The organism is Pseudomonas sp. BAV 4579 (genome assembly GCF_009765395.1).
Lineage (GTDB): Bacteria > Pseudomonadota > Gammaproteobacteria > Pseudomonadales > Pseudomonadaceae > Chryseomonas > Chryseomonas aestiva.
On sequence record NZ_WHOV01000082.1, the window covers coordinates 60,079 to 83,855 of the forward strand.

Here is a 23,777-nt window from a genome sequence, read left to right on the forward strand (position 1 = left end):
TTACTGCCGCAGCAGGCTGCGCCCGATGCCGACCTGGGGTCGTTCCCGCCCCAGTTGCTGCAGGGCCTGCCGCGCCCGCACCTGCTTCCCGGCTTCCAGCTCCACCAGCCAGCTGACCCTGGTTCCCACCCGCGCGGCGATGGGCACTCCGTCGCGATAGAGCAGGCGATTGCCGGCCACGGCGGGTACCTTGGCGCCGGGCAGCAGGGTACCGACCAGATTGAGCGGATCCAGCGCCGAGACGCACACCCACAGATCCTCCGCCGGGCGCTGGCGCCACTCGCGCAGAGGGGCGATGGCGGCCGGATCGGCGAATTGCTCGCCGGAGAGCCCGGCAATGAAGCGACCACCGCGAATCTCGCCGCGGGCTTCCAGGCGATGGCAGGCACGCAGGAGATCACGCCAGGGCGGCAAGACGGCGCTCTCGCGCTGCAGCAATTGCCAGCAGAGCACGCCATAGCGGCGCAGCAGCAGCCCGACCAGGCGCTCCAGCAGCGCATCCGGCAGCCGCGCATCGTCCGGCGCCTCGGCCGGCCGCAAGGCGACCCAGCGGCCGGCATCCTCCATCCCGCCATAGAGCGCCATGCGCCCACGGCGCGAACCGCTGCGACCGCTGCCGCGCTTGGCTGCCGGCTGCAGCAGGGCGCGCAAGCCGGCGAAGCTGTCGGCGTTGACCGCACCGGCCCCCACCAGCTCGCCCAGGGCGGTCTCCAGCTCACTGCGCAGCAGGCGCGCCGCGCCGAGCAGCTCATCGAAGAAGGAGGCACCGCGTTGCGTCAACAGCTCCAGCACCCGCTGTGCCTTGGGTGACAGCATCTCGCTGCCGGTGGGCTCGGTCAGGCCATTCCAGTCGGCCAGGTGTCGCCGCGGCAGCAGGACGATGGGCGAACCCTTGACCGGTCCGCCACCGCCCCGCCCCGCCTGGGGCAGGCGCAGCCAGACCACGCGACCGGCGCGGCAGAGGTCATCGAGGTAGGTGAACTGATAGTCCGGCAGGCGACTGGGCAGGATCTCGCCTTCCCAGCCGACGGCGGCGACCTCGAAGCCTTCCAGCAGGCCGATCACCTGCTCCAGGCCCTCGTTGCCTCTCAGGCTCGCCAGACCGGCCAGCTGCTGGTGCTCCAGCAGGAATCTCAGGTAGTCGGCCAGGGCCACCGGCTCGATGGCCTTGCGCAGTCGCCCCAGGGTGTAGCGATGGATCCGCGCCAGCAGGTGACGCTCGCACCACTCCACGCTACCGCCTGCCGCGGTGAAGCGCCCCTGCAGGACATAGCCCTCGCCCTGCAGGGCCAGCAGCGCCGGCGTAAGCTGCGCCGACGGCAACCCGAGGCTGGCGGCCAGCTCGTCCTGGTCTACCGGACCCAGCGCGGTGAGACGGGCGCGCAGCACCTCCACCAGAGACGCCTCGGCATCCGCGGGCGCCGCGAAACCTGGCGGCGCCCTGAGCACCGGCTCCGTGGCAGCGCCTGGAAACAGCACCTGGAAGAGTGGCAGTCGCTCGGCCGCGATCCAGAGGGTTGCCGCCGGCAGCCGCAGCCGCCCTGCCCGTCCGGCCTTGACCAACTGGCGGGCCTGGGCCTGGTGGAGGGCCAGTTCCGCCTCGGTGAGAAAGCCGACCCCGAGCAGGGCTTCGTGCAGGTCATCGGCGCTCTCCAGCCGCGGCCAGGCCTCCGCCCGGACCAGGTCGATGGCCGCCGGATCCAGGGCGCCCAGCTCGTCCGGATCGGCGCCGCCGAAACGGCGATTCTGCACCGCCAGGGTCCGCCGCTCTTCGACGGGAGCATCGTCCAGATAGGCATAGGGTTTGGCCGTGAGCACCTCGGCAGCCAGTGGCGAAGGACCGGGCAGGTCGCGGCTCAGCAGGGTCAGTTGGCCACCAGTGATACCTTCCAGCAGGGCCAGCCAGCCACGGCTGTCGAGGGATTCGTGGAGACAGTCGTCGAGGGTCTGGCGGACCAGCGGATGATCCGGCACCTGCCGCTCGCCGGCGAGATTTTCCAGGCAGGCGATCTGGTCGGGAAAGACCGTGGCCAGGAGATCTTCGCTGCGCATGCGCTGCACCTGGGTGGCCACCTTGCGCCCAGCGCTGAAGCGTGGCAAGGCCAGGGCCGTGGTGGCATTCCAGCGCCAGCGCACGGCGAACAGCGGGGCGTCGAGCAGCGCCTGGATCAGCACGGTCTCGGCGGTGGCCGGATGCAGGTAGCGCCAGACCTCGTCGAGCACGAAGCTGTGGCTGGTGGCCAGCGAAAGAATCAGGGCGTTCTCGGTGGCTGCCGCCTGCAGCTCGACATTGAAATTGCGGCAGAATCTCTTGCGCAGGGCCAGGCCCCAGGCGCGGTTGATGCGGCTGCCGAAGGGCGCATGGATGATCAGCTGCATGCCGCCGGCCTGGTCGAAAAAACGCTCCATCACCAGGGTCTGCTGAGTCGGCAAGGCGCCCAGCGCCTGGCGTGCCCGACCGAGATAGTCCACCAGTTGGCGGGCCGCGCCCTCCTCAAGCGCATAGGCCGCGCCGAGGCGGACGATGGCCGGCTCCGGGGGTTCGCCGGCCGCGGGCAGCAGGGGTTCGAGTTCCGCGCGCAACCGCGCGAGGCCGGCCGACAGCTCATCGCTGCGCCCTGGCGCCTCGCCGTGCCAGAAGGGGATGTTGGGCGGCTGGCCCTTGGCATCCTCCACCCGCACCTTGCTGCCTTCGATCTTGACGATGCGGTAGGCGGTGTTGCCCAGCTGGAAGACGTCGCCCACCAGGCTTTCGAAGGCGAAATCCTCGTTGACGCTGCCGACGGTATGGCCCTGGGGTTCGAGCAGCACGATGAAATCGCCGCTCTCGGGGATGGTGCCACCGCTCATCACCGCAGTCGCCTTGCCGCCCCGGCGGCCACGCAGGAGACCGTTGACCGCGTCCCGATGAACATAGGCGGCGCGCGGACCGCGGCGATCCGTATAGCCCTGGCTGAGCATCTCCACCACGGCCCGGTAATCGGCCTCGCTCAGCGCGGCATAGGGCTCGGCCTGGCGCAGCACGGCCAGCAGGCCCGTCTCCGACCACTCCTGGCAGGCGACCTCGGCCACCAGCTGCTGGGCCAGGACGTCCAGGGGCGCCACGGGGATGTGCAGGGTATCCAGCTCACCGCGACGCACGCAGTCGAGCAGCGCCACGCACTCCACCAGGTCGTCCCGCGAGGTGGGAAACAGCCTTCCCTTGGGCAGGCCGCCGACCTGGTGGTTGGCGCGGCCGACCCGTTGCAGGAAGGCGGCGATGGAACCCGGCGAGCCGATCTGGCAGACCAGATCGACCTCGCCGATGTCGATGCCCAGTTCCAGGGAAGCCGTAGCCAGCAGCAGGCGCAATTCGCCGCGCTTGAGGCGCTGCTCGGCGTCCAGTCGCTGCTCCCGGGACAGGCTGCCGTGGTGGGCGGCGACCTGGGTGCTGCCGAGGCGATCCGACAGCTGGCGCGCCATGCGCTCGGCCAGGCGGCGGGTGTTGACGAACACCAGGGTGGTGCGGTGCGCCTCGGCCAGTTCGGCCAGGCGATCGTAGACCAGCTCCCAGGCCTGGGTGGACAGCAGGGCCTCCAGGGGAATGGGCGGCACCTCCAGGGCCAGGTCGCGGGCGCGCTGGTGGCCGATGTCGATCACCGTACAGGGGCGGGGCTGGCCCTGGGCATCGCGCCCGACCAGGAAGGCGGCCACGGCGGCCAGCGGCTTCTGGGTGGCGGACAGGCCGATGCGCTGCAGCGGCTGCCCGGTGAGGGCTTCCAGGCGCGCCAGGCTCAGGGTCAGGTGGCTGCCGCGCTTGCCATCGGCGATGGCATGGATCTCGTCGACGATGACGCCGCGCACGCGGCCCAGCATCCGTCGCCCGGAATCCGACCCCAGCAGCACATAGAGGGATTCGGGCGTGGTGACCAGCAGGTGCGGCGGCCGCCGGCGCATGGCCGCCCGCTCCTTTTGCGGGGTATCGCCGGTACGCACCGCCGTGCGCAATGCCAGCGGCGGCAACCCCCGCGCGTCCAGCGCCGCGCCGATGCCCGCCAGGGGTTCTTCGAGATTGAGGCGGATGTCGTTGGACAGGGCCTTGAGCGGGGACACATAGAGCCAGAGACAGGCCTCGGGCAGGCCGTCGCCCTGCAACGCCTCCTGGACCAGGCCATCCAGCACGGCGAAGAAGGCGGTCAGCGTCTTGCCCGAGCCGGTGGGGGCCGCCACCAGCACCGAGGCGCCGACGCGAATGGCCGGCCAGGCCTGCAGTTGCGCTTCGGTCGGGGCGGGAAAGCGCGTCGTGAACCAGCTGCGCGGCGCGTCGTGAAAGTCCGCCAGGACGGCGGCAGTCGTGTTCGAGGTCATGCGCTCAATATGGGAGTGGCCAGCAGGGGCCACAACCCAGGCCGACCGGCGGCTCAGGCGATGCGATTGCGCAATTCGCCCCCCTCCAGCATGGTTTCGAGGTTGGCCAGCATCACCTGCTGCTGGGCCTGTTGAGCCGAGGCTGCATTGGCCGCGACATGGGGACTGAGCACCAGGTTGGGCTGCTGGCGCAGGCGTTCGGGCACCTCGGGTTCGCGGGCGAAGACATCCAGCGCCGCGCCGGCGATCACTCCCTGCTCCAGGGCCTCGGCCAGGGCCTCTTCGTCGACCACGCTGCCGCGGGAGATATTGACCAGATGGCCCTCCGCGCCCAGCGCGGCCAGGACCCCGGCATCCACCGCGCCCACGGTCTCGGCGCTGGCGCGGACCGCCACCACCAGCACATCGCTCCAGCGCGCCAGCTCCAGCAGACTGCCGTGATAGGCGTAGTCCAGCCCCTCCCGCGGCGAGCGATTGAAGTAGCCGATCTCCATGTCGAAGGCCTCGCCGCGGCGGGCGATGCGCCGGCCGATCTCGCCCAGGCCATAGATGCCCAGGCGCCGTCCGGCCAGGCCCGGGACCTGGGGCATGCGCTCGACGGCATTGCCCTGCCAGCGACCGCTGCGGACGAAGGCATCGCCCTGCAACAGGCGACGGGCGCTGGCCAGGATCAGGCCAAAGGTGAATTCCGCCACGGCGGTGGCGTTGGCGTCACCGGCGGTGGTCACGGCGATGCCGCGCTCGCGACAGGCCGTCAGGTCGACTCCCTCGTAGCCGGTGCCATAGCAGGCCACCAGGCGCAGGGCCGGCAGGGCGTCCAGCAGCGCGGCGCGGGTCGGCAGGCCGCCGATGGTCAGCAGGGCCACGGCCTCCTCGGCCCCGGCGGGCAGCGCCGCGGGATCGGCTGAAGGAAAGGGACCCAGGACCCGGTAGTGAGCTTCGAGCCGGGTCACCAGTCCCTGGGGCAATTGCGGGGCCATCAGCAGCGTCGGTTTCATCTTGTAATACTTTCCCTGGCCAAAAACCCCAGCGTCGCCAGCGGGAGGCATGGTCGTCAACCATTCTCTTTAGGCTGCCGCTTTCGGCCCTGTTCACCCAGGCCTCGACCTCGATCCAAGTCCTTGATAGGACTAAGTTTTCGCGCAACTTGTCAACCTGGTATCAGGTCCGATCGGCGTTCGCCAAACCACAGAGGGATTTTTTGGTATGAGTAGAGTTTTTCGCCAGGCCGGCACCGCCGCCTGCCTCGCCCTGCTTGCCAGCAGCCTGCCGCTGAACGCCGTGGCGCTGGAATTCAGTGGCTACGGCCGGGTAGGTGTCGGTGGCGCTGCGGAAGGCGGCAAACAGAGCTGCTTCCAGCTGCCCGGGGCACCCGCCAAGTACCGGCTGGGTAATGAATGCGAGACCTACTGGGAACTCGAACTGCACCAGACCCTGTACAAGGGCGTCGATGGCACCGAACTCAAGGTGCACGGCATGGCCAGCCTCTACAACGTCTACGACCAGACCCCCACCTTCAGCGGCGACAACGGCAACGTGCGCCTGCCGCAGATCTGGACCAGTCTCAGCCTGCCGGCGCTCAATGGCGGCGGACTCTGGGCCGGGCGCCGCTACTACAAGCGTCACGACATCCATATCAACGACTTCTACTACTGGAATCCGAGCGGCACCGGTTTCGGCGTGGAGGACTACGGCCTGGGCGACAGCGGCCTGCGGCTGAGCTACGCCTTCAGTCGTGAAGACAACATCGACCAGCCGGACAAGGCCAACCGCCACGACCTGAACCTGGGCGGCATCAAGACCAATCCCGGCGGCGAGATCGAACTGGGACTGTCCTATATCCAGCGCGCCGGCCAGGTGCAGAACGCCCACAGCGGCTGGTCGGCCACCGCCGAGCACAAGCAGTCGCAGTTCTTTGGCGGGGTCAATGTCTTCACCGTGCAATACGGGCGCGGTCCGGGCACCGGCCTGGGCGCCACCGGCAGCCTGACCGCCGACCGGGATTACGAGAGCCTGCGCGTGCTCGAATCGCCGCGCTGGCAGCTCACCCCGCGCTTTGGTGGCCAGTTGCTGGCGCTCTATCAGCGCGACCGGGCGCCCGGCGATGGCGGCCAGACCTGGTATTCCTTCGGCGTGCGGCCCAGCTATGCCTTCACCCGCCTGTTCAAGCTGCAGGTGGAGTTCGGCCACGACCAGATCCACCCCGACAGCGGTGCCACCCGCACGCTGAACAAGATCACCGTGGCGCCGACCCTGGCGCTGGGCGGCATGGGGCTGATGGACCGGCCGGAGATCCGCCTCTACTGGACCTACGCCAGCTGGAACCGCGGCGCCCAGGACGCTGCCGTGGCCGGTACGGCGCTGTCGGACAGCGGTGCCTTCGGCGATTCCCGCCACGGCAACAACTTCGGTGTGCAACTGGAAACCTGGTGGTAGAGAGCGGCAAGCGAGACCGCCCGTCATAACCGGGCGAACTAAACTTATGCCGCCCGGTCGGTTTCCTGACAACCAAAAGGCCGACCAGGGAGAACGCCATGAATCCTCTCGCCCGCGAGCTGCCCGCAGCGAATGACACCGCCACCACCCTGCTCGACCGCTTCCAGCGCGTGCGCAGGGCCAGCGAGGCCCTGTGCGCCCCGCTTACCGTCGAGGATTACGTCATCCAGAGTATGGCCGACGTCAGTCCGCCGAAATGGCACCTGGCCCACGTCACCTGGTTCTTCGAGGCCTTCATCCTCAAGCCCTTCCTCAAGGGTTACCAGACGCCCAATCCGGCTTACGACTACCTGTTCAACTCCTATTACGAGACCCATGGCAAGCCCTTTCCCCGGGCGGCCCGCGGACATTTGTCGCGACCGGGCGTGGACGACGTCTATCGCTTTCGGGCGGCGGTGGACAGCGCCATGGCCGAGCTGCTCAGTGCGCCGCCCGCCGAACACGCCGCCGAGATCGCCCGACGCCTGGAGCTGGGTCTGCACCACGAGCAGCAGCACCAGGAATTGCTGCTCATGGACATCAAGCACATCCTGGCGCAGAACCCGCTGCACCCGGTCTATCGCGCCGACCTGGCCAAGGGCCCCACAGCGCCGATGGCGCCCCTGGGCTGGGAAAGCCATCCAGGCGGCGTCCGGCATGTCGGCCATGGCGGCGAAGGCTTCGCCTTCGATTGCGAGACGCCGGTCCACCGCCAGTTCGTCGATGACTTCCAGCTGGCCGATCGGTTGGTCACCAATGGCGAATACCTGGCCTTCATCGAAGACAATGGCTACGGCCGCAGCGATCTCTGGCTGTCCGACGGCGCCGCGGCCATCCGCAGCCTTGGCTGGCAGGCGCCGCTGTACTGGCAGAAGCTCGATGGCGTCTGGCACCACTTCACCCTGGGCGGCCTGACTCCCGTCGATCCGGCTGCACCGGTCTGCCACCTGAGCTTCTATGAAGCCGATGCCTACGCCAGCTGGGCGGGCGCCCGGCTGCCCACCGAGGCGGAATGGGAAACCGTGGCGGCGCGCCAGCCGATCCAGGGCAACTTCGTCGAGCAGGATCACCTGCAACCGGTCGGTAGCGCGGGCCAGGGCATGCGCCAGCTGTTCGGCGACGTCTGGGAATGGACCGGCAGCGCCTTCCGCCCCTACCCCGGCTTCAAGCCGTTGCCGGGCAGCCTGGGCGAATACAACGGCAAGTTCATGTCCGGTCAGATGGTCCTGCGCGGGGGCTGCTGCGCCACGCCCCAGGACCATGTGCGTGCCTCCTACCGCAACTTCTTCTATCCCACCATGCGCTGGCAGTTCTCCGGCCTGCGCCTGGCCAGAGAGGTCTGACCCATGGCCCTAGCCGTGCGCTTCTTCGATCAGCAACCGGTGACCGTCGCCGACAGCTCACTGCGGGACGATGTGCTCCAGGGCTTCGCCCAGACCCCCAAGGCGCTGTCGCCCAAGTACTTCTACGATCAGCGTGGCTCCGAGCTGTTCGAGGCCATCACCCGGCAGCCCGAGTACTATCCCACCCGCACCGAAGAGGCCATCCTGACCAAGGCGGCCGGTGAGATCGCGCGCCTGGCCGGGCGCGACGCCGCTCTGGTGGAGCTGGGCAGCGGGGCCAGTCGCAAGGTGCGCCTACTGCTGGAAGCCATGCACCCGGCCGGCTACCTGGGCATCGACATCTCTCGGGACTTCCTGCTCAGCAGTACCCAGCGCCTGGCGGCCGACTATCCCTGGCTGGACGTCAGCGCCGCCTGCGCCGACTTCAGTCGACCCATGACCCTGCCCGACAGTCTCGACGGCCTGCGTCCCATCGCCTTCTTTCCGGGTTCGAGCATCGGCAACTTCACCCCGGAAGAAGCCGGCGTCTTCCTGCGCAACCTGCACCGGATGCTGCCGGCGACCGGGGGCCTGCTGATCGGGGTGGACCTGATCAAGGACAGGGCGCGGCTGGATGCGGCCTACAACGATGCCGCGGGAGTGACCGCCGACTTCAATCTCAACCTGCTGGAACGCATCCGCCGCGAGCTGGACACCGATCTGGAGCCGCAGCGCTTCCGCCACCTGGCCTTCTTCAACGAAGAACAGGCGCGCATCGAGATGCACCTGGTCAGCACCCGCGACCAGACCGTACGTCTCGAAGGCCGCCGCTTCACCTTCCGCGAAGGCGAGCGACTGCATACCGAGAATTCCTACAAGTACAGCCTGGAGAGTTTTCGCGCCCTGGCCGAAGACGCCGGTTTCAGACAGGTGCGGGTGTGGACCGATCCCCAGGCGCTGTTCGCCGTCTTCTACTTCGCGGCCTGAGCCTTTCGACAGATAAATGACAACTGGGAAGACTGTGAGGCGGGTAGTGAGGGAACTCTCGACCCGATCACGCTCTAAGTAGCAATCTGCTACTACAGCGCACCGAGACGTTGCTATGGAGCCTGCTCCACTCACTGCGGCCAATGAACGCCAGCGTCTTGCACTGCTGCGCGATCTCGCCTTGATCGACCGTCCTGCCGACCGTGCCTTCCAGGATCTCACCGAGCTCTGCGCGCGGCTGTTCGATGTCCCCTACGCCATGATCTGCTTTCTGGACGGCCAGCAGGTCCATTGCCGAGCCACCGTGGGCTGTGCGCCCCTGACCGTGCCGCGCACCCAGTCGTTCTGCCAGCACCTGCAGGAAACCAGCCTGCCGCTGCAGGTGGAAGATGCCCGGGACGACGCCCGCTTCGCCGCTCTCCAGGTGGTCACCAGCGCGCCCCACATCCGCTATTACCTGGGCGCACCGCTGCGCACCGCCGAAGGACTGATGCTCGGCAGCCTCTGCCTGTTCGATTCGGCACCCCGTGCCGCCCTGCCCCAGGATCGGCTGATCGCGCTGCAGCAACTGGCCGCCCTCGCCAGCCAGCACATCGAACTGCTGCGCACCGAAGCCTTCTGGGACCCGGTCACCCAGTTGCCGAATGGCCAGCGCTTCATCGAGGATGCCGAAGCCCTGACCCGTGCCGGCATCAGCGTGGTGGCCGTGGCAGCCGACCTGTTCGCCCAGAGCTATCTCAACGATTTCATCAAGGCCATGGGCCAGGCTCACTTCGATGGCCTGCAACGCGCCATCAAGCAGCACCTCCGCCGCCTGCTGCCGGCCGAGCAACCGCTGTATCGCCTCGGACCGGCCCGCTTCGGCTTTCTGCTGCACGACGCCGACGAGACCGCGCAACGGGCGCTGCTCGAACGCCTGCAGGAGGAATTGACCGGGGTGCTCGACTACAACGGCATTCCCATCCAGACCCGCCTGGGCCTGGGGATCATGTCCCTGACCGACGATCACCCCACCGACTGGCTGCGTGCCCTGATCGCCACCGCCGACGATGCCCGCGCCGAGATGCGCGGCTGCCGGCATTTCGATCCGCAGCACGATGCCGCCTACCGCCGCGCCTTCGCCCTGCTCAGCGCCCTGCCCCAGGCGCTGCGCGCCGAGGACCAGCTGAGCCTGGTCTACCAGCCGCGCATCGACCTGGCCACCGGGCGCTGCCACAGCGTCGAGGCGCTGTTGCGCTGGCAACATCCGCACCTGGGGCCGGTCAGTCCGGCGGAATTCATTCCACTGGCGGAAAAGACCGCGCTGATCACCGCCCTGAGTCGCTGGGTGATGCAACAGGCGATCAGCCAGGCCTACATCTGGCAGCGCGACGGCCGGAGTCTGGGCGTGGCGATCAACATCTCCGCCCATGACCTGAACGATCCGGACTTCACCGAGCAGACCACCGAGCTGCTGCAGCGTTATCCGGTCAATCCCCGCCGGCTGGAACTGGAGGTCACCGAGAACGCCCTGCTGGGTGACGTGGCGCTGATCCATCGCCAGCTGGCCGCCCTGCGCGAACTGGGCATCGGCATCGCCATCGACGACTTCGGGACCGGCTACAACAACCTCTCGCACCTGCGCGAGTTGCCGGCCGACACCATCAAGATCGATCGCAGCTTCGTCCGCGAACTGACCCATCGCACCAAGGACCGGCTGATCGTCAGCTCGCTGATCGAGCTGTCCCACCAGCTGGGCTTCCGCATCACCGCCGAGGGCATCGAGACCGCCGAGGCCCTGGCCAGCCTGCTGGCCATGGGCTGCGACGAAGGCCAGGGCTTCTGGATCGGCAAGCCCATGCCCGAACCGGAGTTGCAGGCCTGGCTGCTGATCCAGCAACCGGATCTGCAACGCTCGACCCGCCGCGCCCCGGTCTTCCAGCTGTTCGACAACACCGCCAAGCACTGAGCCCGCCCTGCCCCGCGGTCGCGCCGCGGGTTGGCGCCTCAGGCCCGGCGCGGGATCACTCCTGGGTGCGCTTGCGCGGCGGCGCGAAGCCGTCGGCCGAAGTCGGCACCAGGGCGCCGGGGCGGCGCTCGGACTTGGGTTTGGCCTTGGTCTTGGCCTTGCCGTCCTTCTTGCCCTCGGTCTTTTTCTTCTTCACGCCGGCAGCCTTGCCCGACGCCTTGAGCTTTTTCGGGCCGTTGTAGCTGGCCTTGAGACCCGGCAGATGACGGCGCTCGAATCTCAGCTTGAGATAGCGCTCGATGCTGGACATCAGATTCCAGTCGCCGTGGGTGACGAAGGAGATCGCCGTACCCGCCTCGCCCGCGCGCCCGGTGCGGCCGATGCGGTGGACGTATTCGTCGCCACTGCGCGGCAGGTCGTAATTGATCACCAGGTCGAGGCCTTCGACGTCCAGGCCGCGGGCGGCCACGTCGGTGGCGATCAGCACCTTGACCGCGCCGCTCTGCAGCCGCTCCACGGCCAGCTTGCGGTCCTTGGTGTCCTTGTCGCCGTGCAGCACGAAGACCTTGAGGCCCTCGGCCACCAGGCGGCCGGTGAGGCGATCGGCCTGCACCTTGGTGTTGGTGAAGACGATGGCCTTGCGATAGGTCTCGTTGGCCAGCAGCCACTGCAGCAGGCGCTCCTTGTGCGGCGGCTCGTCGGCCAGGATCACCTGCTGCACCACGGCTTCGTTCAGTTCGCCGGTACGGTCCAGCATGAGATTCTGCGGCTCGCGCAGGACCTGCTCGACCACCTGACGCAGACTGTTGCCACCGCTGGTCGCGGAGAACAGCAGGGTCTGGCGACCTTCCCGCTCGCAGCTCGCGGCGATCTGCAGCACGTCCTCGGAGAAGCCCATGTCGAGCATGCGGTCGGCTTCGTCGAGCACCAGCATCTCGATGTCTTTCAGGTTGACGTTGCCGGCGTTGCGCTGCTCCAGCAGGCGACCGGGAGTGGCCACCAGGATCTCCGGATTCTTGCGCAGGCCGGCGGCCTGGACACGGAAGTCCTCGCCGCCGATCACCAGGCCGGCCTTGAGAAAGGTGAACTGGCCGAAGCGTTCGATTTCCTTGGCGGTCTGCTGGGCCAGCTCGCGGGTCGGCAGCAGGATCAGCGCGCGGGCGCCGGAGCGCGGCTTGGGATCCTTGAGCAGGCGATCCAGCAGCGGCAGCAGGAAGGCGGCGGTCTTGCCGCTGCCGGTGCGGGCGGTGACGCGCAGGTCATGACCTGCCAGGGCCGGGCCCACGGCAGCGGCCTGGACCGGAGTGGGCGTCTTGAAGCCCAGGGTATCGAGGGCCTTGAGCAGGCGCTCGTGCAGAGCGAGTTCGGTAAACACGGGTAGACCTCGGTAAAGAAAGGGCGGCCGCCGCGGGCGACCGCGGGTGATCAGGGGACCAGACGGCTGCGGAACAGCGCCTGGTGCTCGCGGCACTGGGCGGCGGCCAGCAGGAAGACGCCATGGCCGCCGCGCTCGAATTCGAGCCAGGTGAAATCGACTTCCGGATAGAGCGCCTCGACATGGACCTGGCTGTTGCCCACCTCCACGACGAGGATTCCCTGTTCGGTGAGGTGATCCGCGGCCTCGGCCAGCATCCGCCGCACCAGGTCCAGGCCGTCTTCACCACAGGCCAGGCCCAGGGCCGGTTCGTGCTGGTACTCGGCCGGCATGTCGGCGAAGTCCTCGGCATCCACATAGGGCGGATTGCTGACGATCAGGTCGAAACGCTGCCCCGGCAGTCCGGCGAAGCCGTCGCCCTGGACGGTATAGACGCGCTCCTCCAGGTCGTGGCGCTCGATGTTCTGCCAGGCCACTTCGAGGGCGTCGTAGGACAGATCGCCCAGGGCCACCTCGGCCTCGGGGAAGGCATAGGCGCAGGCGATGCCGATGCAGCCCGAACCGGTGCAGAGATCGAGGATGCGCGCCGGCGCGGCCGGCAGCCAGGGCGCGAATTGCGCGTCGATCAGCTCGCCGATGGGCGAGCGCGGCACCAGCACCCGCTCGTCGACGGTGAACGGCAGGCCGCAGAACCAGGCTTCGCCGAGCAGATAGGCGGTCGGCACACGCTCCTGGATGCGCTTGTGCAGGAGCACCCCGAGTGCGTAGCGCTCGTCGTCCTCCAGGGCGCAGTCCAGGTAGCGATCAGCGGTGTCCCAGGGCAGGTGCACGGCGCCCAGCACCAGGGCGCGGGCCTCGTCCCAGGCGTTGTCGTGGCCATGGCCGAAGAACAGCTCTTCGGCATGGAAGCGGCTGACGGCCCAGCGGATGTGGTCGCGCAAGGTGCGCAGGCGGGATTCGCTCATGAAAGGCTCCGGATGATCAGCCGCGCATTCTAACCCGCGCCCGGTCCGCCTGCAGGAACTTAACGTCGGAGGCCCTCTTCCTAACCTTAAAGGTCCAACGAGGAGAATGTCATGAGCAAGACCGTAGCCGATCATCTCTGGGAGCGCCTTGGCCAGTGGCACGTCGAGCGCGTCTTCGGTTACCCCGGCGATGGCATCAACGGCATCATGGGCGCCCTGAGTCGGGTGGCCGACCAGTTCGACTACGTGCGGGTGCGCCACGAGGAGATGGCCGCCTTCATGGCCTGCGCTCATGCCAAGTTCACCGGCGAGGTGGGCGTCTGCCTGGCCACCTCCGGGCCCGGGGCCATTCACCTGCTCAACGGCCTGTACGACGCCAAGATGGACCATATGCCGGTGGTCGCCCTGGTCGGCCAGCAGGCCGCCTCTTCACTGGGCAGCGATTATCAGCAGGAAGTCGACCTGCACACTTTGTTCAAGGACGTCTCCGCCTATGTGGAGACGGTGGTGCATCCGGCGCAGCTGCGCCATGTCATCGACCGCGCCTTCCGCGTGGCCATCGCCGAGCGCCAGGCGGCGACGGTGATCATCCCCAACGACATCCAGCAGCTGCCGGCGGTGGAAAGTCCGCCGCACCAGCACGCCAATGTCCTTTCCGGGGCCGGTGCCATCCCGCCGCGACCCTATGCCCAGGAAGACGACCTGCAGGCCGCCGCGGACATCCTCAATGCCGGCAGGAAGGTAGCCCTGCTGGTGGGCGCCGGCGCCCTGCAGGCGCGCAGCGAGGTGATGGCGGTGGCCGAGAAGCTCAGCGCCGGGGTGGCCAAGGCGCTGCTGGGCAAGGGCGTACTCTCCGACGAACTGCCCTATGTCACCGGCGCCATCGGTCTGCTCGGCACCGAAGCCAGCGATCTGCTGATGAAGGAATGCGACACCCTGCTGATCGTCGGCTCGACCTTCCCCTATACCGAATTCCTGCCTCAGGAAGGCCAGGCACGAGCGGTGCAGATCGACCTGCATGCGCGCAACATCAGCATGAGATATCCCATCGAGCAGCCGTTGCTGGGCGATGCCGGCGAGACCCTGAGACGCCTGCTGCCACTACTGGAGAGCAAACCCCACGACAAATGGCGCGCGCGCATCGAAAAGAGCGTGGCCGCTTCCTGGCACTCCATCGAACAGCGCGCCCTGGCGCCCGCCGAGCCGATCAATCCGCAGCGGGTGTTCCACGAACTTTCCAGCCAGTTGCCGCAGGATGCCATTCTCTGCGGCGACAGCGGCTCCCACACCAACTGGTATGCCCGCGACATCCGCATGCGCGGGCAGATGCTGGGGTCGCTGTCGGGCAAGCTGGCGACCGTGGGCTGCGGCATTCCCTATGCCATCGCGGCCAAGTTCGCCCATCCGGATCGCCCGGTGATCGCCCTGGTGGGCGATGGCGCCATGCAGATGAACGGCAACGCCGAACTGGTCACCCTGCAGCAGTACTGGAAGAGATTCAGCAATCCGACCTTTATCGTCATGGTGCTCAACAACGGCGACCTCAATCAGGTGACCTGGGAGCAGCGTGCCCTGGCCGGGGATCCCAAATTCGCCCCGGCCCAGGATGTGCTCGATTTCCCCTATGCCCGCTATGGCGAATTGCTCGGCTTCAAGGGCCTGCACATCCACCGCCCGGACGAGGTGGCCGATGCCTGGCAGCAGGCCTTCGAAGCGGATAGGCCGGTGGTGCTGGAATTCGTCACCGACCCCAGCGTGCCGCCGCTGCCGCCGCATATCAGCTTCGAGCAGGCCAGGGCCTTCCTCGGCGCTATCGCCAGTAGCGATCCGAATCGCTGGGACATGCTCAAGCAGGGCGCCCGCCAGCTGCTGCGCTAGCCCGCGCCGCTCAGGCTCGCCAAGCAACGCCGAGGCGTATAACCTCGGCGGCCTTAATGAGCCTGGGGTATGAGCATGCAGTTGCCCGAGCACGACCGTTTCGATCCGCCGCCGCTGCGCCTGCGGCGGCCCTTTCTGACCTCCCTCGCCGCCGGCCTCGGCACCCTCTCGGTATTGACCGGCCTGGCGGCGCTGCTGGCGGGCGGTGCCGCCCTGCTGCAGCTACCGCAGCTGACGCCCTATCTGAGCCTGACCCGCGAGACCGCCCAGGGCTTCCTGGGTGGCGGTGCGCTGCTCTTGCTCATGGGGCTCTGGTTGCGTCGCCGCAGCCAGCGGCGCTGGCGCTATCGCAATGCCTTAAGCCTCGCTCCCGAGCTCAGGCGGCGACGCTAGCTAGCGCTGCCGCAGGCGGGCCAGGCCACCGCCAAGCAGTCCGGTGAGGCAACCCAGCACCAGACCGCCGACATGGGCGCCATTGGCGATGGAGCCGAAGCCGAGCAGATCGAAGACGCCGGTCAGGCAGATCACCAGCCAGATCAGCATCATGGCCACCACGCCACGGGGCATGCGATAGGCCGGATTGGGCGCCAGCCACTGGAACAGCCAGCAATGGCCGAGCAGGCCATAGAGCACGCCGGACAGGCCGCCGAACAGCGCCGGCCCGGTCCAGGCGTACTGCACCAGGTTGGAGCCGGCGGCGAACACCAGGGTCAGGAGCAGCAGCATCAGGCCGCCCTGGCGGAATTCGATGCGCCGGCCCAGCTCCCAGTACCAGAGGGCGTTCATCGCCAGATGCAGCAGGCCGAAGTGCAGGAAGATCGGGGTGACCAGTCGCCACCATTCGCCGCGGGCCAGGCTGGCGTCGAGATCGAGGAAGGCGATGTGCTCGGCGTCGATCAGGCGGAATTCCTGCAGCGTCAGGTAGTGGATCAGCGCCAGGTTGTCACCCAGTTCGGTGGCCAGGCCCAGCAGCAGGGTGACGGCGAGAAAGACGGCGCTAACCGGGCTGGCCTTGAGTTGCGCCAGCAGCCCGAAGCCCCGCGGTCCGCGCGCCGCCTGGACCTCGCCGCGCGGATCGCCGTCGGGATAGCGTTCATAGAGGGTGCGGGTCTCCTCGACCCGCGCCGGGTCCAGCACCCAGAGCACCTGGCTGTCGCCCTCTTCCACCACCCGGTGGCGGATCTGCAGGCGCCGCAGCAGGCGGGTGAAGCCCAGCAGATCGCGGCCCAGGGGCACGCGCAGCACGGGTTGCGGCTGGTTCATCGCCCCTCCTCGCGCTGCACGTCGATCCAGACGAACTTGGCCGGGTCGATCTGGCGCTCGTCGTCGAGGCGGTAGGCCACCAGCTTGCCGTACTTGACCGCACTGTAGTCCAGGCAGGCCAGGTTCGGCCGCAGGGGTTCGGGATGGCCATCGCGCCAGTAGTGACCGACGAACAGCATCGGCTCATCCTCGCCATAGCAGAGCAACCCGGCCTTTTCCTCGTCGCTCAAGGGTTCGCAGGCGATTTCCGCCGGCAAGGCATCGGGCTGGAAGACCACGTCGCCATAGGTCTGGGGATCGCTCTCCCAGAACTTGGTGCGAAAGCGCGCCCGCACATAGCCATCGCTACCGGTGAGGCGCAGGCCATGGGGCAAGGGCAGCGACACGCCATTGAGCAGGCGCGAGGCGACCCGACTGGCCAGGCTGCCACCGACGATGGACTGGCGCACGAAGTCCTCGTCGATGCAGGCATCCGGATAGTGGTGGAGGAATTCGTCGATCAGCCGCTGATCCCAGCAGGCATGGACGATGCGGAAGTGCCCGAAGTCCTTGCACAGCGGCAGCTGGTAGAGCCAGCGCAGGTGGTCCTGCCACTCGCCGGGATGGTCGGCGAAGGCCGCCAGGGTCTCCTGGATCAGCTGGCGATGGCGCGGCGTGTGCTCGCGCACCCAGGTCTGGCCGGTGCCGGGCAGCGCCGGGGTGTGCCAGGCCAGGGCATTAAGTTCGTGATTGCCGAGGATGCAGTGGGCATGGCCGCCCTCGACCATGGCCCGCACCCGGCGCAGGGAGCCGCGGATGCGCGGCCCGCGATCGACCAGGTCACCGAGAAAGATCGCCTGGCGCTCCGGGTGCTGCCAGACGCCGTCCACCTGCCGGTAGTCAAGGCGCTCCAGTAGCAGGTCCAGGGTATGGGCGCAGCCGTGGAGATCGCCGATCAGATCGTAGCCCAGGGGCATCAGTCGTCTCCCAGCCGACTGCCCCAGCCGAGCTTGGTCCGGCAGATCTCGTAGTAGTTGTGATCCAGCGGATGGATCAGCCTGAGTTTGTGCGGCTTCTTCTGAATGGTCACGGTATCGCCGGGTGCGCAGGTGAAATGATTCTGGCCATCACATGAGACCTGCGGATAGATCGTCATGTTCGGCGACACCAGGATCGACAGGGTGCTGTCACCGGACACCACGATGGGTCGGCTGGACAGGGTGTGGGGATACATGGGCACCACCACGATGGCATCCAGCTTGGGATGCATGATGGGGCCGCCGGCCGACAGCGAGTAGGCGGTGGAGCCGGTGGGGGTGGCGACGATCAGGCCGTCGGCGCGCTGGCTGCAGACGAACTGGCCGTCGATGTACAGCTCGAATTCGATCATCCGGGTGGACTTGCCCGGGTGCAGCACCACGTCGTTGAGGGCATCGCCCTGGCCGATCATCTCGCCGCCGCGCTCGACGAAGGCGTCCAGCAGGAAACGCGTCTCCATCAGGTACTGGCCGTCGAGCACCTCGGCGACCTTGGTCTCCAGTTCGTCGGGACGGATGTCGGTGAGAAAGCCCAGCTTGCCGCGGTTGATGCCCAGCACCGGCACCCGCGGCCGTACCAGGGCGCGGGCGGCGCCGAGCAGGCTGCCGTCGCCGCCGACCACGATCACCAGGTCGCAGATCTCGCCCATGAGCTTGCGCGACACCGTTTGCAGGCCATGCCCGGGCAGCACCTCGGCGATGGTGTTTTCCAGGATGACGTTGCGCCCGCGTTGCAGCAGAAAGGTCTTGAGCCGGCGGATGGTGTCCAGCACCTGGGTGCTGCCGAGTCGACCGATGATGCCGATGTTACGAAAGGAGTCCATGACGCGCCGGCGGCCCCGTTGGCTGGAAAGTGCGGAAAGTATGGGCGAAAGGCCGTGGCAGCGGCAAACCGCCCTCATCCGACCGCGGGTCGCCGCCAGTGATCCGCAGCGGCCCGGCTTGGCCTATGCTGGCACCATGACGCCCTTCGCCGAGCTGCACGCCCTGCCCCGCCGCCTGAGCCAGCCCCAGGTGCGCGACCTCGCCTGGACGCTGATCGCCCCGCCCCTGCTGGAAGCCGCCGACACCCGCCATCCGCTGGCCGCCAGCGACTGGGCGAGCGAACCCGGCAGACTGGCCGCCTGGCTGCGGCAACAGGACGCGGCACCCCAGGCCCTGGCGGCCTGGCTTGCCCAAGGCAGCGACCGCCGACTGGGGCGCCAGTACGAAAGACTGTGGCAATTCGCCCTGGAACGGGCACCGGGGCTCAGGTTGCGCGCGGCCAACCTGCCCCTGCGCGACGGCGACCGTACCCTGGGCGAACTGGACCTGCTGGTGGAAGACGCCGAGGGGGTCCATCACCTGGAGCTGGCGGTGAAGTTCTACCTGGGCGAAGGCCCAGCGGAGGCACCGCGCTGGCTGGGTCCGGGCGGCGAAGACCAGCTGGCGCGCAAACTCGCCCATCTGCGCCAGCGCCAGCTGCCGCTGTCGGCCACGCCCCTGGCCCAGGCCAGCCTGGCGGCGCTGGACATCGCCCCGCCGCGGGCAGCGCTGTGGCTGGGCGGCTATCTGTTCCAGCCGCTCGACCGCACCCTGCCCTGGCCGGCTGGCGCCCTGCCACCCCAGCAACCCCAGCTGTGGTGCGAGCGGCAGCTGTTGCCGGACGGCCCCTGGGAAGTGCTGCCCAAGGGTCACTGGCTGGCACCTGCCGTCGTCGACACGCCCTGCCTGCCGCTGCCGGACGGCGAGCCGAGCTGGCCGCAATTGCTGGTGCGGCGCGATGCACGCGGCGACGAAGAGGCGCGGCTGTTCCTGGTGCCTGCGGGCTGGCCGGTTCAGCCGCCGACCCACTTCGCCAGCTGAGGCTCCAGCGCACGGCGACCCTGCAGGCCACCGCTGTGGACCAGCACCAGGCGACTGCCCGGGGCCAGCGCGCCGCCCTCGATTGCCTGGCGCAGGGCCAGCCAGAGCTTGCCGGTATAGAGCGGCTCCAGGGCGATCCCAGTCTGCGCCTCGAATTCCGCCATGGCCCGCGCCAGCTCGGCATCAAGGCGGCCGAAGCCGCCGCGGCTGGCGTCCAGCAGGCGCCAATTGGCGCCGGTGTGCTGCGCGAGCAGCCGGTCGAGCGTGGCTTCGACGCCATGCCCGGGTGGCACCGCCGCGCCGCCCACCACCTGCCAGGCGGGATCGGCGGCACGGATCACCCCGGCCAGGGTGGTACCGGTGCCGGCAGCCAGCCAGAGTTGCTGGCAATCGGGCCAGCCCAGGGCGGCGAGTCCCTGTCGCAGTTCCGTGACGATGGCCGCGCAGGCCGCGGCGGCCTGCTCATCGCAGCCGCCTTCGGGAATGGACAGCAACTCGGGATAGCGCGCCTGCCAGGGCTGCCAGAAGTCGGCCGCATGGCGGCGGCGATAGCCGCCATAGCCGAGCCAGTGCAGGGTCATGCCATTGGCCTGCAGATCCTCGACGGTGGGCGTCCGGCAGGGCTCGCCACGCAAGAGGCCGACGGTGGCGAAGCCTTCCTCCCGGCCCAGGGCGGCCAGCGCATGCAGATGGTTGGAGTGGGCACCGCCGAGGCTGATGAGCCCGCGGCCCTCGCCCCGGGCCAGGCGTTCGCGCCAGGGCCGCAGCTTGTAGGCCTTGTTGCCGTTATGCCCGGCCGGGCGCTGATCCAGGCGCAGCACCGCCAGGCGCAGGTCCCGCGCCGTCAGGATGGCGAGTTGCACCTCCTGGAGCACGGCGGGCGAAGGAAAGATCATCAACCGGGGAGTCAGAGATTGGCGACGTCGCCATCGCTGTCATCGCCGCGGTGCTCGGCGCACCGGGTCGAGCGCAGCGGATCGAACTGGGCGGGATGCTCCACCCGTACCACCGGCCGTCGGCAGCGCTCGCCCTCCACCTCGGCCTGGCAGACCGGCTGCTGGTGATGCTCCAGCCAGCGCTGGTACTGCTCACGACTGACCTTGCAGTGCTCGGCGACATAACCCAGGGGATCGGTGCTGAAACGCGGAACGTCCTGGCGACTGAGGATCAGATGACCAGCGCCGGGCTGGAAGGTGACGAACAGGATGCCCTGGCGCGCCAGGCGCCCCAGCTGGCCTTCGTTGCTGTCGCCGATCAGCTGGGTGCAGCGCTCGCGCAGCTGGCGGATGTCTTCCTGCAACTGGCCGTCCAGCTCGTCGCGGTACTTGAGCTCCACCTCGCGGATGGTCAGCTGGTTCTTCAGCTCGCCCACGGCGGCGGCCACCCGGGCCTCGCTCTCGGCTTCGGACTGGATGCGCAACGCCTCGATCTTGTAGAGGGCGTTGCGCTCCAGGGTGCGCATTTGCTCGTTGAGTTCCTCGCGCTGCTGGCGGGCCTGCTCGTGCTGCTGCTCCAGGTGCTGGGCCAGGGCGGCATAGCGCACCTCCAGCTCGGCCTTGGCCGCGCGTACCTCGTCGGCGTCGCGCTGCAGCCGTGCCAGGTCTTCCTGGTGCTGGCGGGTCAGGGTCAGCAGCCGGGTACGCTGACCGGCGATCAGCTTGTCCAGCGCCTCCTGGTGTTCCTGGGCGAGGATGCGCCGGACCCGTTCGAGACGGGCCTCGACATCGATGCCGTCGGCGGCGCTGGGGTGGTATTCCCCGGCCAGCTCCACCTCGCCATCGCGCGGCGCGACCAGGCCCAGGCAATCGCGGATCGCCTGCCAGTCGTCGTGCTCGGTCTCGCTGCGCGGATCCCAGAGATCGCCCTGGTGCCAGGAAATCGGACAGTGGCTGCGGCTGGCCAGGCGGATCGGTCCGGCGCCAAGGTCGGGGCCGACATCGCCGCGCTCGGCCAGCTCGCCCAGCGGCAGGTCCCATTCCGGCAGCGGTTTGCCCTGGGCATCGAAGGCCAGCAGGAAAAACACCGCGGCCTTGACCCGGCGGTGGTCGTCCAGCAGCAGATAGACGAAGCGATGGCGCCGTCCGGCGCAGTCGAGCAGCGTCTGGTCGCCCTGCCAGAGCGCCTGAAAATCGGGAAACAGCAAGGCGCGATTCACACCCTGGTCGCCGAACCCCAGCACCACCGGGGTCAGTACCGCCTCTTCGTTCAACGTCTCTGCCATCTCTCGCCGCGTGCTCTGTCGATCCCACATGAATACCGAGGCCGGCGTCTCGCCAGCTGGCGACCGGACCTGCGTCCGCCCGCCGACCTCTGGCGGCAACGCGGTTGACCCGCGTCTCCGCCCGACTTCTCCGAGGCGCCGGGCCCCCACCCGACGCATCAGGACGGCAGCTTAGCCAATCCTGGTCGGCGGGATGGAAGAGAGGCCAGACATTGGGACGAGGGTCGGTCCGGAACCGATGTTATGCGGAGTGGATCACAGAAATCATCCCTGATTGCAACGAAGAGTTACAGCTGGGCGGCAAGGCGAGTGGCCTGATCGATGGCGCGCTTGGCATCGAGCTCGGCGGCGACATCCGCGCCACCGACCCGATGCACCGCCACGCCGGCGCCGAGCAACTCGTCTTCCAGCTCGCGCAGGGACTCCTGGCCCGCGCAGAGCACGATGTTGTCGACGTCCAGCACCTGTTCGCCGCCATCGGGCAGGCGCAGACGCAGGCCGGCGTCGTCGATACCCAGGTATTCCACCCCGCCGAACGCCTGGACGCCACGCTGTTGCAGGCGCGCGCGGTGGATCCAGCCAGTGGTCTTGCCCAGACCCTTGCCGGGTTTGCCCGGCTTGCGCTGCAGCAGCCAGACCTCGCGCGGCACGGCCGGCGGCGTGGCCGGGGCCAGGCCGCCGCGGCTGCTGAAACTGGGGTCTATGCCCCACTCGCGGTAGAAGGCGGTGATGGGCTCCGCCTCCTGATGGCCGTGGGTAAGGAAATCCGCCACGTCGAAGCCGATGCCGCCGGCGCCGATCAGGGCCACCCGCCGCCCTACCGGCTTGCGCTCCAGCAGGACGTCCAGGTAGCCCAGCACCTTGGGATGGTCCACCCCCGGAATGGGCGGCACTCGCGGCGTCACCCCGGTGGCCAGGATCACCCCGGCGAAGCCCTCGGCCTGCAACTCGGCGGCGCTGACGCGATGGTTGAGGCGGACATCCACCGCCAGTCGCTCCAGACGCCGCTGGAAATACCTCAGGGTCTCGCCGAATTCTTCCTTGCCGGGAATGCGCTTGGCGACATTGAACTGGCCACCGATGCGCTCGCTGGCCTCGAACAGCACCACCTGGTGGCCGCGCTCGGCCAGGGTGCAGGCGGCGGCGAGGCCAGCCGGCCCGGCGCCGACCACGGCAAAGCGGCGTGATTCGGCGGCGGGCAGGATCTGCAACTCGGTCTCGTGGCAGGCGCGCGGATTGACCAGGCAACTGGTCAGCTTGCCGGCGAAGGTGTGGTCCAGGCAGGCCTGGTTGCAGGCGATGCAGGTATTGATCTCGTCGGCGCGGCCGGCGGCGGCCTTGGCGACGAAGTCGGGGTCGGCCAGCAGCGGCCGGGCCATGGACACCAGGTCGGCCTGGCCGGCGGCGAGGATGGCCTCGGCCACCTCCGGGGTGTTGATGCGGTTGGTGGCGATCAGCGGCACCCGCACCCGGCCCTTGAGCCGGGCGGTGACGGCGGCGAAGGCGCCGCGCGGCACCAGGGTGGCGATGGTGGGGATGCGCGCCTCGTGCCAGCCGATGCCGGTATTGATCAGGCTGACCCCGGCGTCTTCCAGCCAGAGCGCCAGTTGCAGGCATTCCTCGGGGGTGCTGCCCTGTTCCACCAGATCCAGCAGCGAGAGGCGGAAGATGATCAGGAAGTCCGGGCCGGTCGCCTTACGGATGCCTGCGACGATGGCCAGCGGCAAGCGGCAGCGACTGGCGAAGTCGCCGCCCCAGCGATCCGTGCGGTGGTTGGTCCGCGCGGCGATGAACTGGTTGATGAAGTAGCCTTCGGAACCCATCACCTCGACGCCGTCGTAGCCGGCCTGCTGCGCCAGCGTGGCACAGCGGACGAAGGCGGCGATCTGCCCCTCCACCTCGGCCTCATCCAGCTCGCGTGGGGTGAAGGGATTGATCGGTGCCTGCAGCGCCGAAGGCGCCACCAGCTGGGGGTTATAGGCATAGCGACCGGCGTGCAGGATCTGCAGGCAGATACGGCCGCCGGCGGCGTGCACCGCGTCCGTGACCGGCCGATGGTGCTCGGCCTCCTCGGCAGTGGTCAGCTTGGCCGCGCCCTTGGCCACCGCCCCCTCTTCGTTCGGCGCGATGCCGCC

17 protein-coding genes are annotated in these 23,777 nt (G+C 68.5%); 7 read left to right on the plus strand and 10 right to left on the minus strand.

The window, feature by feature from the left end:
* Both GSQ95_RS16635 and GSQ95_RS16640 read right to left on the minus strand, forming a co-directional pair.
* Entirely contained in the window at positions 1-4,347 is a 4,347-nt protein-coding gene (locus GSQ95_RS16635; protein WP_158973857.1) for a DEAD/DEAH box helicase, read from the minus strand.
* Between the two features lie 53 nt (positions 4,348-4,400).
* Positions 4,401-5,345: an NAD(P)-dependent oxidoreductase gene (locus tag GSQ95_RS16640; RefSeq protein WP_158893052.1), complete on the minus strand. Its 945-nt coding sequence runs from the start codon at positions 5,343-5,345 to the stop codon at positions 4,401-4,403.
* Positions 5,346-5,553: 208 nt separating this feature from the next.
* Here GSQ95_RS16640 and GSQ95_RS16645 point away from each other — a divergent pair, with 208 nt between their 5' ends.
* The 4 genes from GSQ95_RS16645 (at position 5,554) to GSQ95_RS16660 (ending at position 11,079) form a co-directional block, all read left to right on the plus strand.
* On the plus strand, positions 5,554-6,783 hold the full coding sequence (locus GSQ95_RS16645) for a carbohydrate porin (RefSeq protein WP_158893054.1): 1,230 nt from the start codon (positions 5,554-5,556) through the stop codon (positions 6,781-6,783).
* A gap of 98 nt (positions 6,784-6,881) precedes the next feature.
* Positions 6,882-8,165 (plus strand): ergothioneine biosynthesis protein EgtB, encoded by a 1,284-nt coding sequence (gene egtB, locus GSQ95_RS16650; protein ID WP_158893056.1) that lies wholly within the window; start codon positions 6,882-6,884, stop codon positions 8,163-8,165.
* Positions 8,166-8,168: 3 nt separating this feature from the next.
* A complete protein-coding gene (gene egtD, locus GSQ95_RS16655) occupies positions 8,169-9,131 on the plus strand; it encodes an L-histidine N(alpha)-methyltransferase (protein ID WP_158893058.1) in 963 nt (320 codons plus the stop codon).
* A gap of 115 nt (positions 9,132-9,246) precedes the next feature.
* Complete coding sequence (locus GSQ95_RS16660) at positions 9,247-11,079, plus strand: bifunctional diguanylate cyclase/phosphodiesterase (RefSeq protein ID WP_158893060.1); 1,833 nt, start codon at positions 9,247-9,249, stop codon at positions 11,077-11,079.
* 55 nt (positions 11,080-11,134) lie between these two features.
* Here the strand turns inward: GSQ95_RS16660 and GSQ95_RS16665 are convergent, their stop codons facing one another.
* Together GSQ95_RS16665 and prmB are read right to left on the minus strand one after the other, a co-directional pair.
* Positions 11,135-12,454 (minus strand): DEAD/DEAH box helicase, encoded by a 1,320-nt coding sequence (locus GSQ95_RS16665; RefSeq protein WP_158893063.1) that lies wholly within the window; start codon positions 12,452-12,454, stop codon positions 11,135-11,137.
* Between the two features lie 50 nt (positions 12,455-12,504).
* On the minus strand, positions 12,505-13,419 hold the full coding sequence (gene prmB, locus GSQ95_RS16670; RefSeq protein ID WP_158893065.1) for a 50S ribosomal protein L3 N(5)-glutamine methyltransferase: 915 nt from the start codon (positions 13,417-13,419) through the stop codon (positions 12,505-12,507).
* A 111-nt stretch (positions 13,420-13,530) separates the two neighbouring features.
* Here prmB and GSQ95_RS16675 point away from each other — a divergent pair, with 111 nt between their 5' ends.
* Positions 13,531-15,297 carry a thiamine pyrophosphate-requiring protein gene (locus tag GSQ95_RS16675; RefSeq protein WP_158893067.1) on the plus strand — a complete coding sequence of 589 codons (1,767 nt, stop codon included), beginning with the start codon at positions 13,531-13,533 and terminating at the stop codon, positions 15,295-15,297.
* A gap of 69 nt (positions 15,298-15,366) precedes the next feature.
* Positions 15,367-15,690, plus strand: coding sequence for a hypothetical protein (locus tag GSQ95_RS16680; RefSeq protein WP_158893069.1), 324 nt, complete (start codon positions 15,367-15,369; stop codon positions 15,688-15,690).
* Here the strand turns inward: GSQ95_RS16680 and GSQ95_RS16685 are convergent, their stop codons facing one another.
* Genes GSQ95_RS16685 through GSQ95_RS16695 form a run of 3 tightly spaced genes read right to left on the minus strand, consistent with a single transcriptional unit; the run spans position 15,691 to position 18,400 of the window.
* The gene (locus tag GSQ95_RS16685) at positions 15,691-16,560 is read right to left on the minus strand and encodes a rhomboid family intramembrane serine protease (protein ID WP_158893071.1); all 870 of its coding nucleotides are present in this window, start codon (positions 16,558-16,560) and stop codon (positions 15,691-15,693) included. It abuts the gene before it with no gap.
* The gene (locus GSQ95_RS16690) at positions 16,557-17,516 is read right to left on the minus strand and encodes a metallophosphoesterase (protein ID WP_158893073.1); all 960 of its coding nucleotides are present in this window, start codon (positions 17,514-17,516) and stop codon (positions 16,557-16,559) included. Before GSQ95_RS16690 ends, GSQ95_RS16685 begins: the two co-directional genes overlap by 4 nt.
* Entirely contained in the window at positions 17,516-18,400 is an 885-nt protein-coding gene (locus GSQ95_RS16695) for an NAD(+) kinase (RefSeq protein WP_007158929.1), read from the minus strand. The genes GSQ95_RS16690 and GSQ95_RS16695 overlap by 1 nt, the downstream gene beginning before the upstream one ends.
* A gap of 40 nt (positions 18,401-18,440) precedes the next feature.
* Between GSQ95_RS16695 and GSQ95_RS16700 the strand changes: the two genes are divergently transcribed.
* Positions 18,441-19,421 carry a DUF1853 family protein gene (locus GSQ95_RS16700; RefSeq protein ID WP_158893075.1) on the plus strand — a complete coding sequence of 327 codons (981 nt, stop codon included), beginning with the start codon at positions 18,441-18,443 and terminating at the stop codon, positions 19,419-19,421.
* Here the strand turns inward: GSQ95_RS16700 and GSQ95_RS16705 are convergent.
* The 3 genes from GSQ95_RS16705 to GSQ95_RS16715 form a co-directional block, all read right to left on the minus strand.
* Positions 19,394-20,317 (minus strand): 1-aminocyclopropane-1-carboxylate deaminase/D-cysteine desulfhydrase, encoded by a 924-nt coding sequence (locus GSQ95_RS16705; RefSeq protein WP_158893078.1) that lies wholly within the window; start codon positions 20,315-20,317, stop codon positions 19,394-19,396. The genes GSQ95_RS16700 and GSQ95_RS16705 overlap by 28 nt on opposite strands.
* 11 nt (positions 20,318-20,328) lie before the next feature.
* Complete coding sequence (locus tag GSQ95_RS16710; RefSeq protein ID WP_178118422.1) at positions 20,329-21,642, minus strand: chromosome partitioning protein ParA; 1,314 nt, start codon at positions 21,640-21,642, stop codon at positions 20,329-20,331.
* Between the two features lie 287 nt (positions 21,643-21,929).
* On the minus strand, positions 21,930-23,777 hold a 1,848-nt coding region (locus tag GSQ95_RS16715; RefSeq protein ID WP_158973859.1), incomplete at its 5' end, for an NADPH-dependent 2,4-dienoyl-CoA reductase.

What these genes read in the sequence shown, in the direction of transcription:
- GSQ95_RS16675 (WP_158893067.1), top strand. Translation starts at nt 13,531, where the DNA reads ATGAGCAAGACCGTAGCCGATCATCTCTGGGAGCGCCTTGGCCAGTGG.
- GSQ95_RS16660 (WP_158893060.1), top strand. Translation starts at nt 9,247, where the DNA reads ATGGAGCCTGCTCCACTCACTGCGGCCAATGAACGCCAGCGTCTTGCA.
- GSQ95_RS16710 (WP_178118422.1), bottom strand. Translation starts at nt 21,642, where the DNA reads ATGGCAGAGACGTTGAACGAAGAGGCGGTACTGACCCCGGTGGTGCTG.
- GSQ95_RS16685 (WP_158893071.1), bottom strand. Translation starts at nt 16,560, where the DNA reads ATGAACCAGCCGCAACCCGTGCTGCGCGTGCCCCTGGGCCGCGATCTG.
- egtB (WP_158893056.1), top strand. Translation starts at nt 6,882, where the DNA reads ATGAATCCTCTCGCCCGCGAGCTGCCCGCAGCGAATGACACCGCCACC.
- GSQ95_RS16635 (WP_158973857.1), bottom strand. Translation starts at nt 4,347, where the DNA reads ATGACCTCGAACACGACTGCCGCCGTCCTGGCGGACTTTCACGACGCG.
- egtD (WP_158893058.1), top strand. Translation starts at nt 8,169, where the DNA reads ATGGCCCTAGCCGTGCGCTTCTTCGATCAGCAACCGGTGACCGTCGCC.
- prmB (WP_158893065.1), bottom strand. Translation starts at nt 13,419, where the DNA reads ATGAGCGAATCCCGCCTGCGCACCTTGCGCGACCACATCCGCTGGGCC.
- GSQ95_RS16700 (WP_158893075.1), top strand. Translation starts at nt 18,441, where the DNA reads ATGGGCGAAAGGCCGTGGCAGCGGCAAACCGCCCTCATCCGACCGCGG.
- GSQ95_RS16645 (WP_158893054.1), top strand. Translation starts at nt 5,554, where the DNA reads ATGAGTAGAGTTTTTCGCCAGGCCGGCACCGCCGCCTGCCTCGCCCTG.
- GSQ95_RS16705 (WP_158893078.1), bottom strand. Translation starts at nt 20,317, where the DNA reads ATGATCTTTCCTTCGCCCGCCGTGCTCCAGGAGGTGCAACTCGCCATC.
- GSQ95_RS16680 (WP_158893069.1), top strand. Translation starts at nt 15,367, where the DNA reads ATGAGCATGCAGTTGCCCGAGCACGACCGTTTCGATCCGCCGCCGCTG.
- GSQ95_RS16695 (WP_007158929.1), bottom strand. Translation starts at nt 18,400, where the DNA reads ATGGACTCCTTTCGTAACATCGGCATCATCGGTCGACTCGGCAGCACC.
- GSQ95_RS16690 (WP_158893073.1), bottom strand. Translation starts at nt 17,516, where the DNA reads ATGCCCCTGGGCTACGATCTGATCGGCGATCTCCACGGCTGCGCCCAT.
- GSQ95_RS16640 (WP_158893052.1), bottom strand. Translation starts at nt 5,345, where the DNA reads ATGAAACCGACGCTGCTGATGGCCCCGCAATTGCCCCAGGGACTGGTG.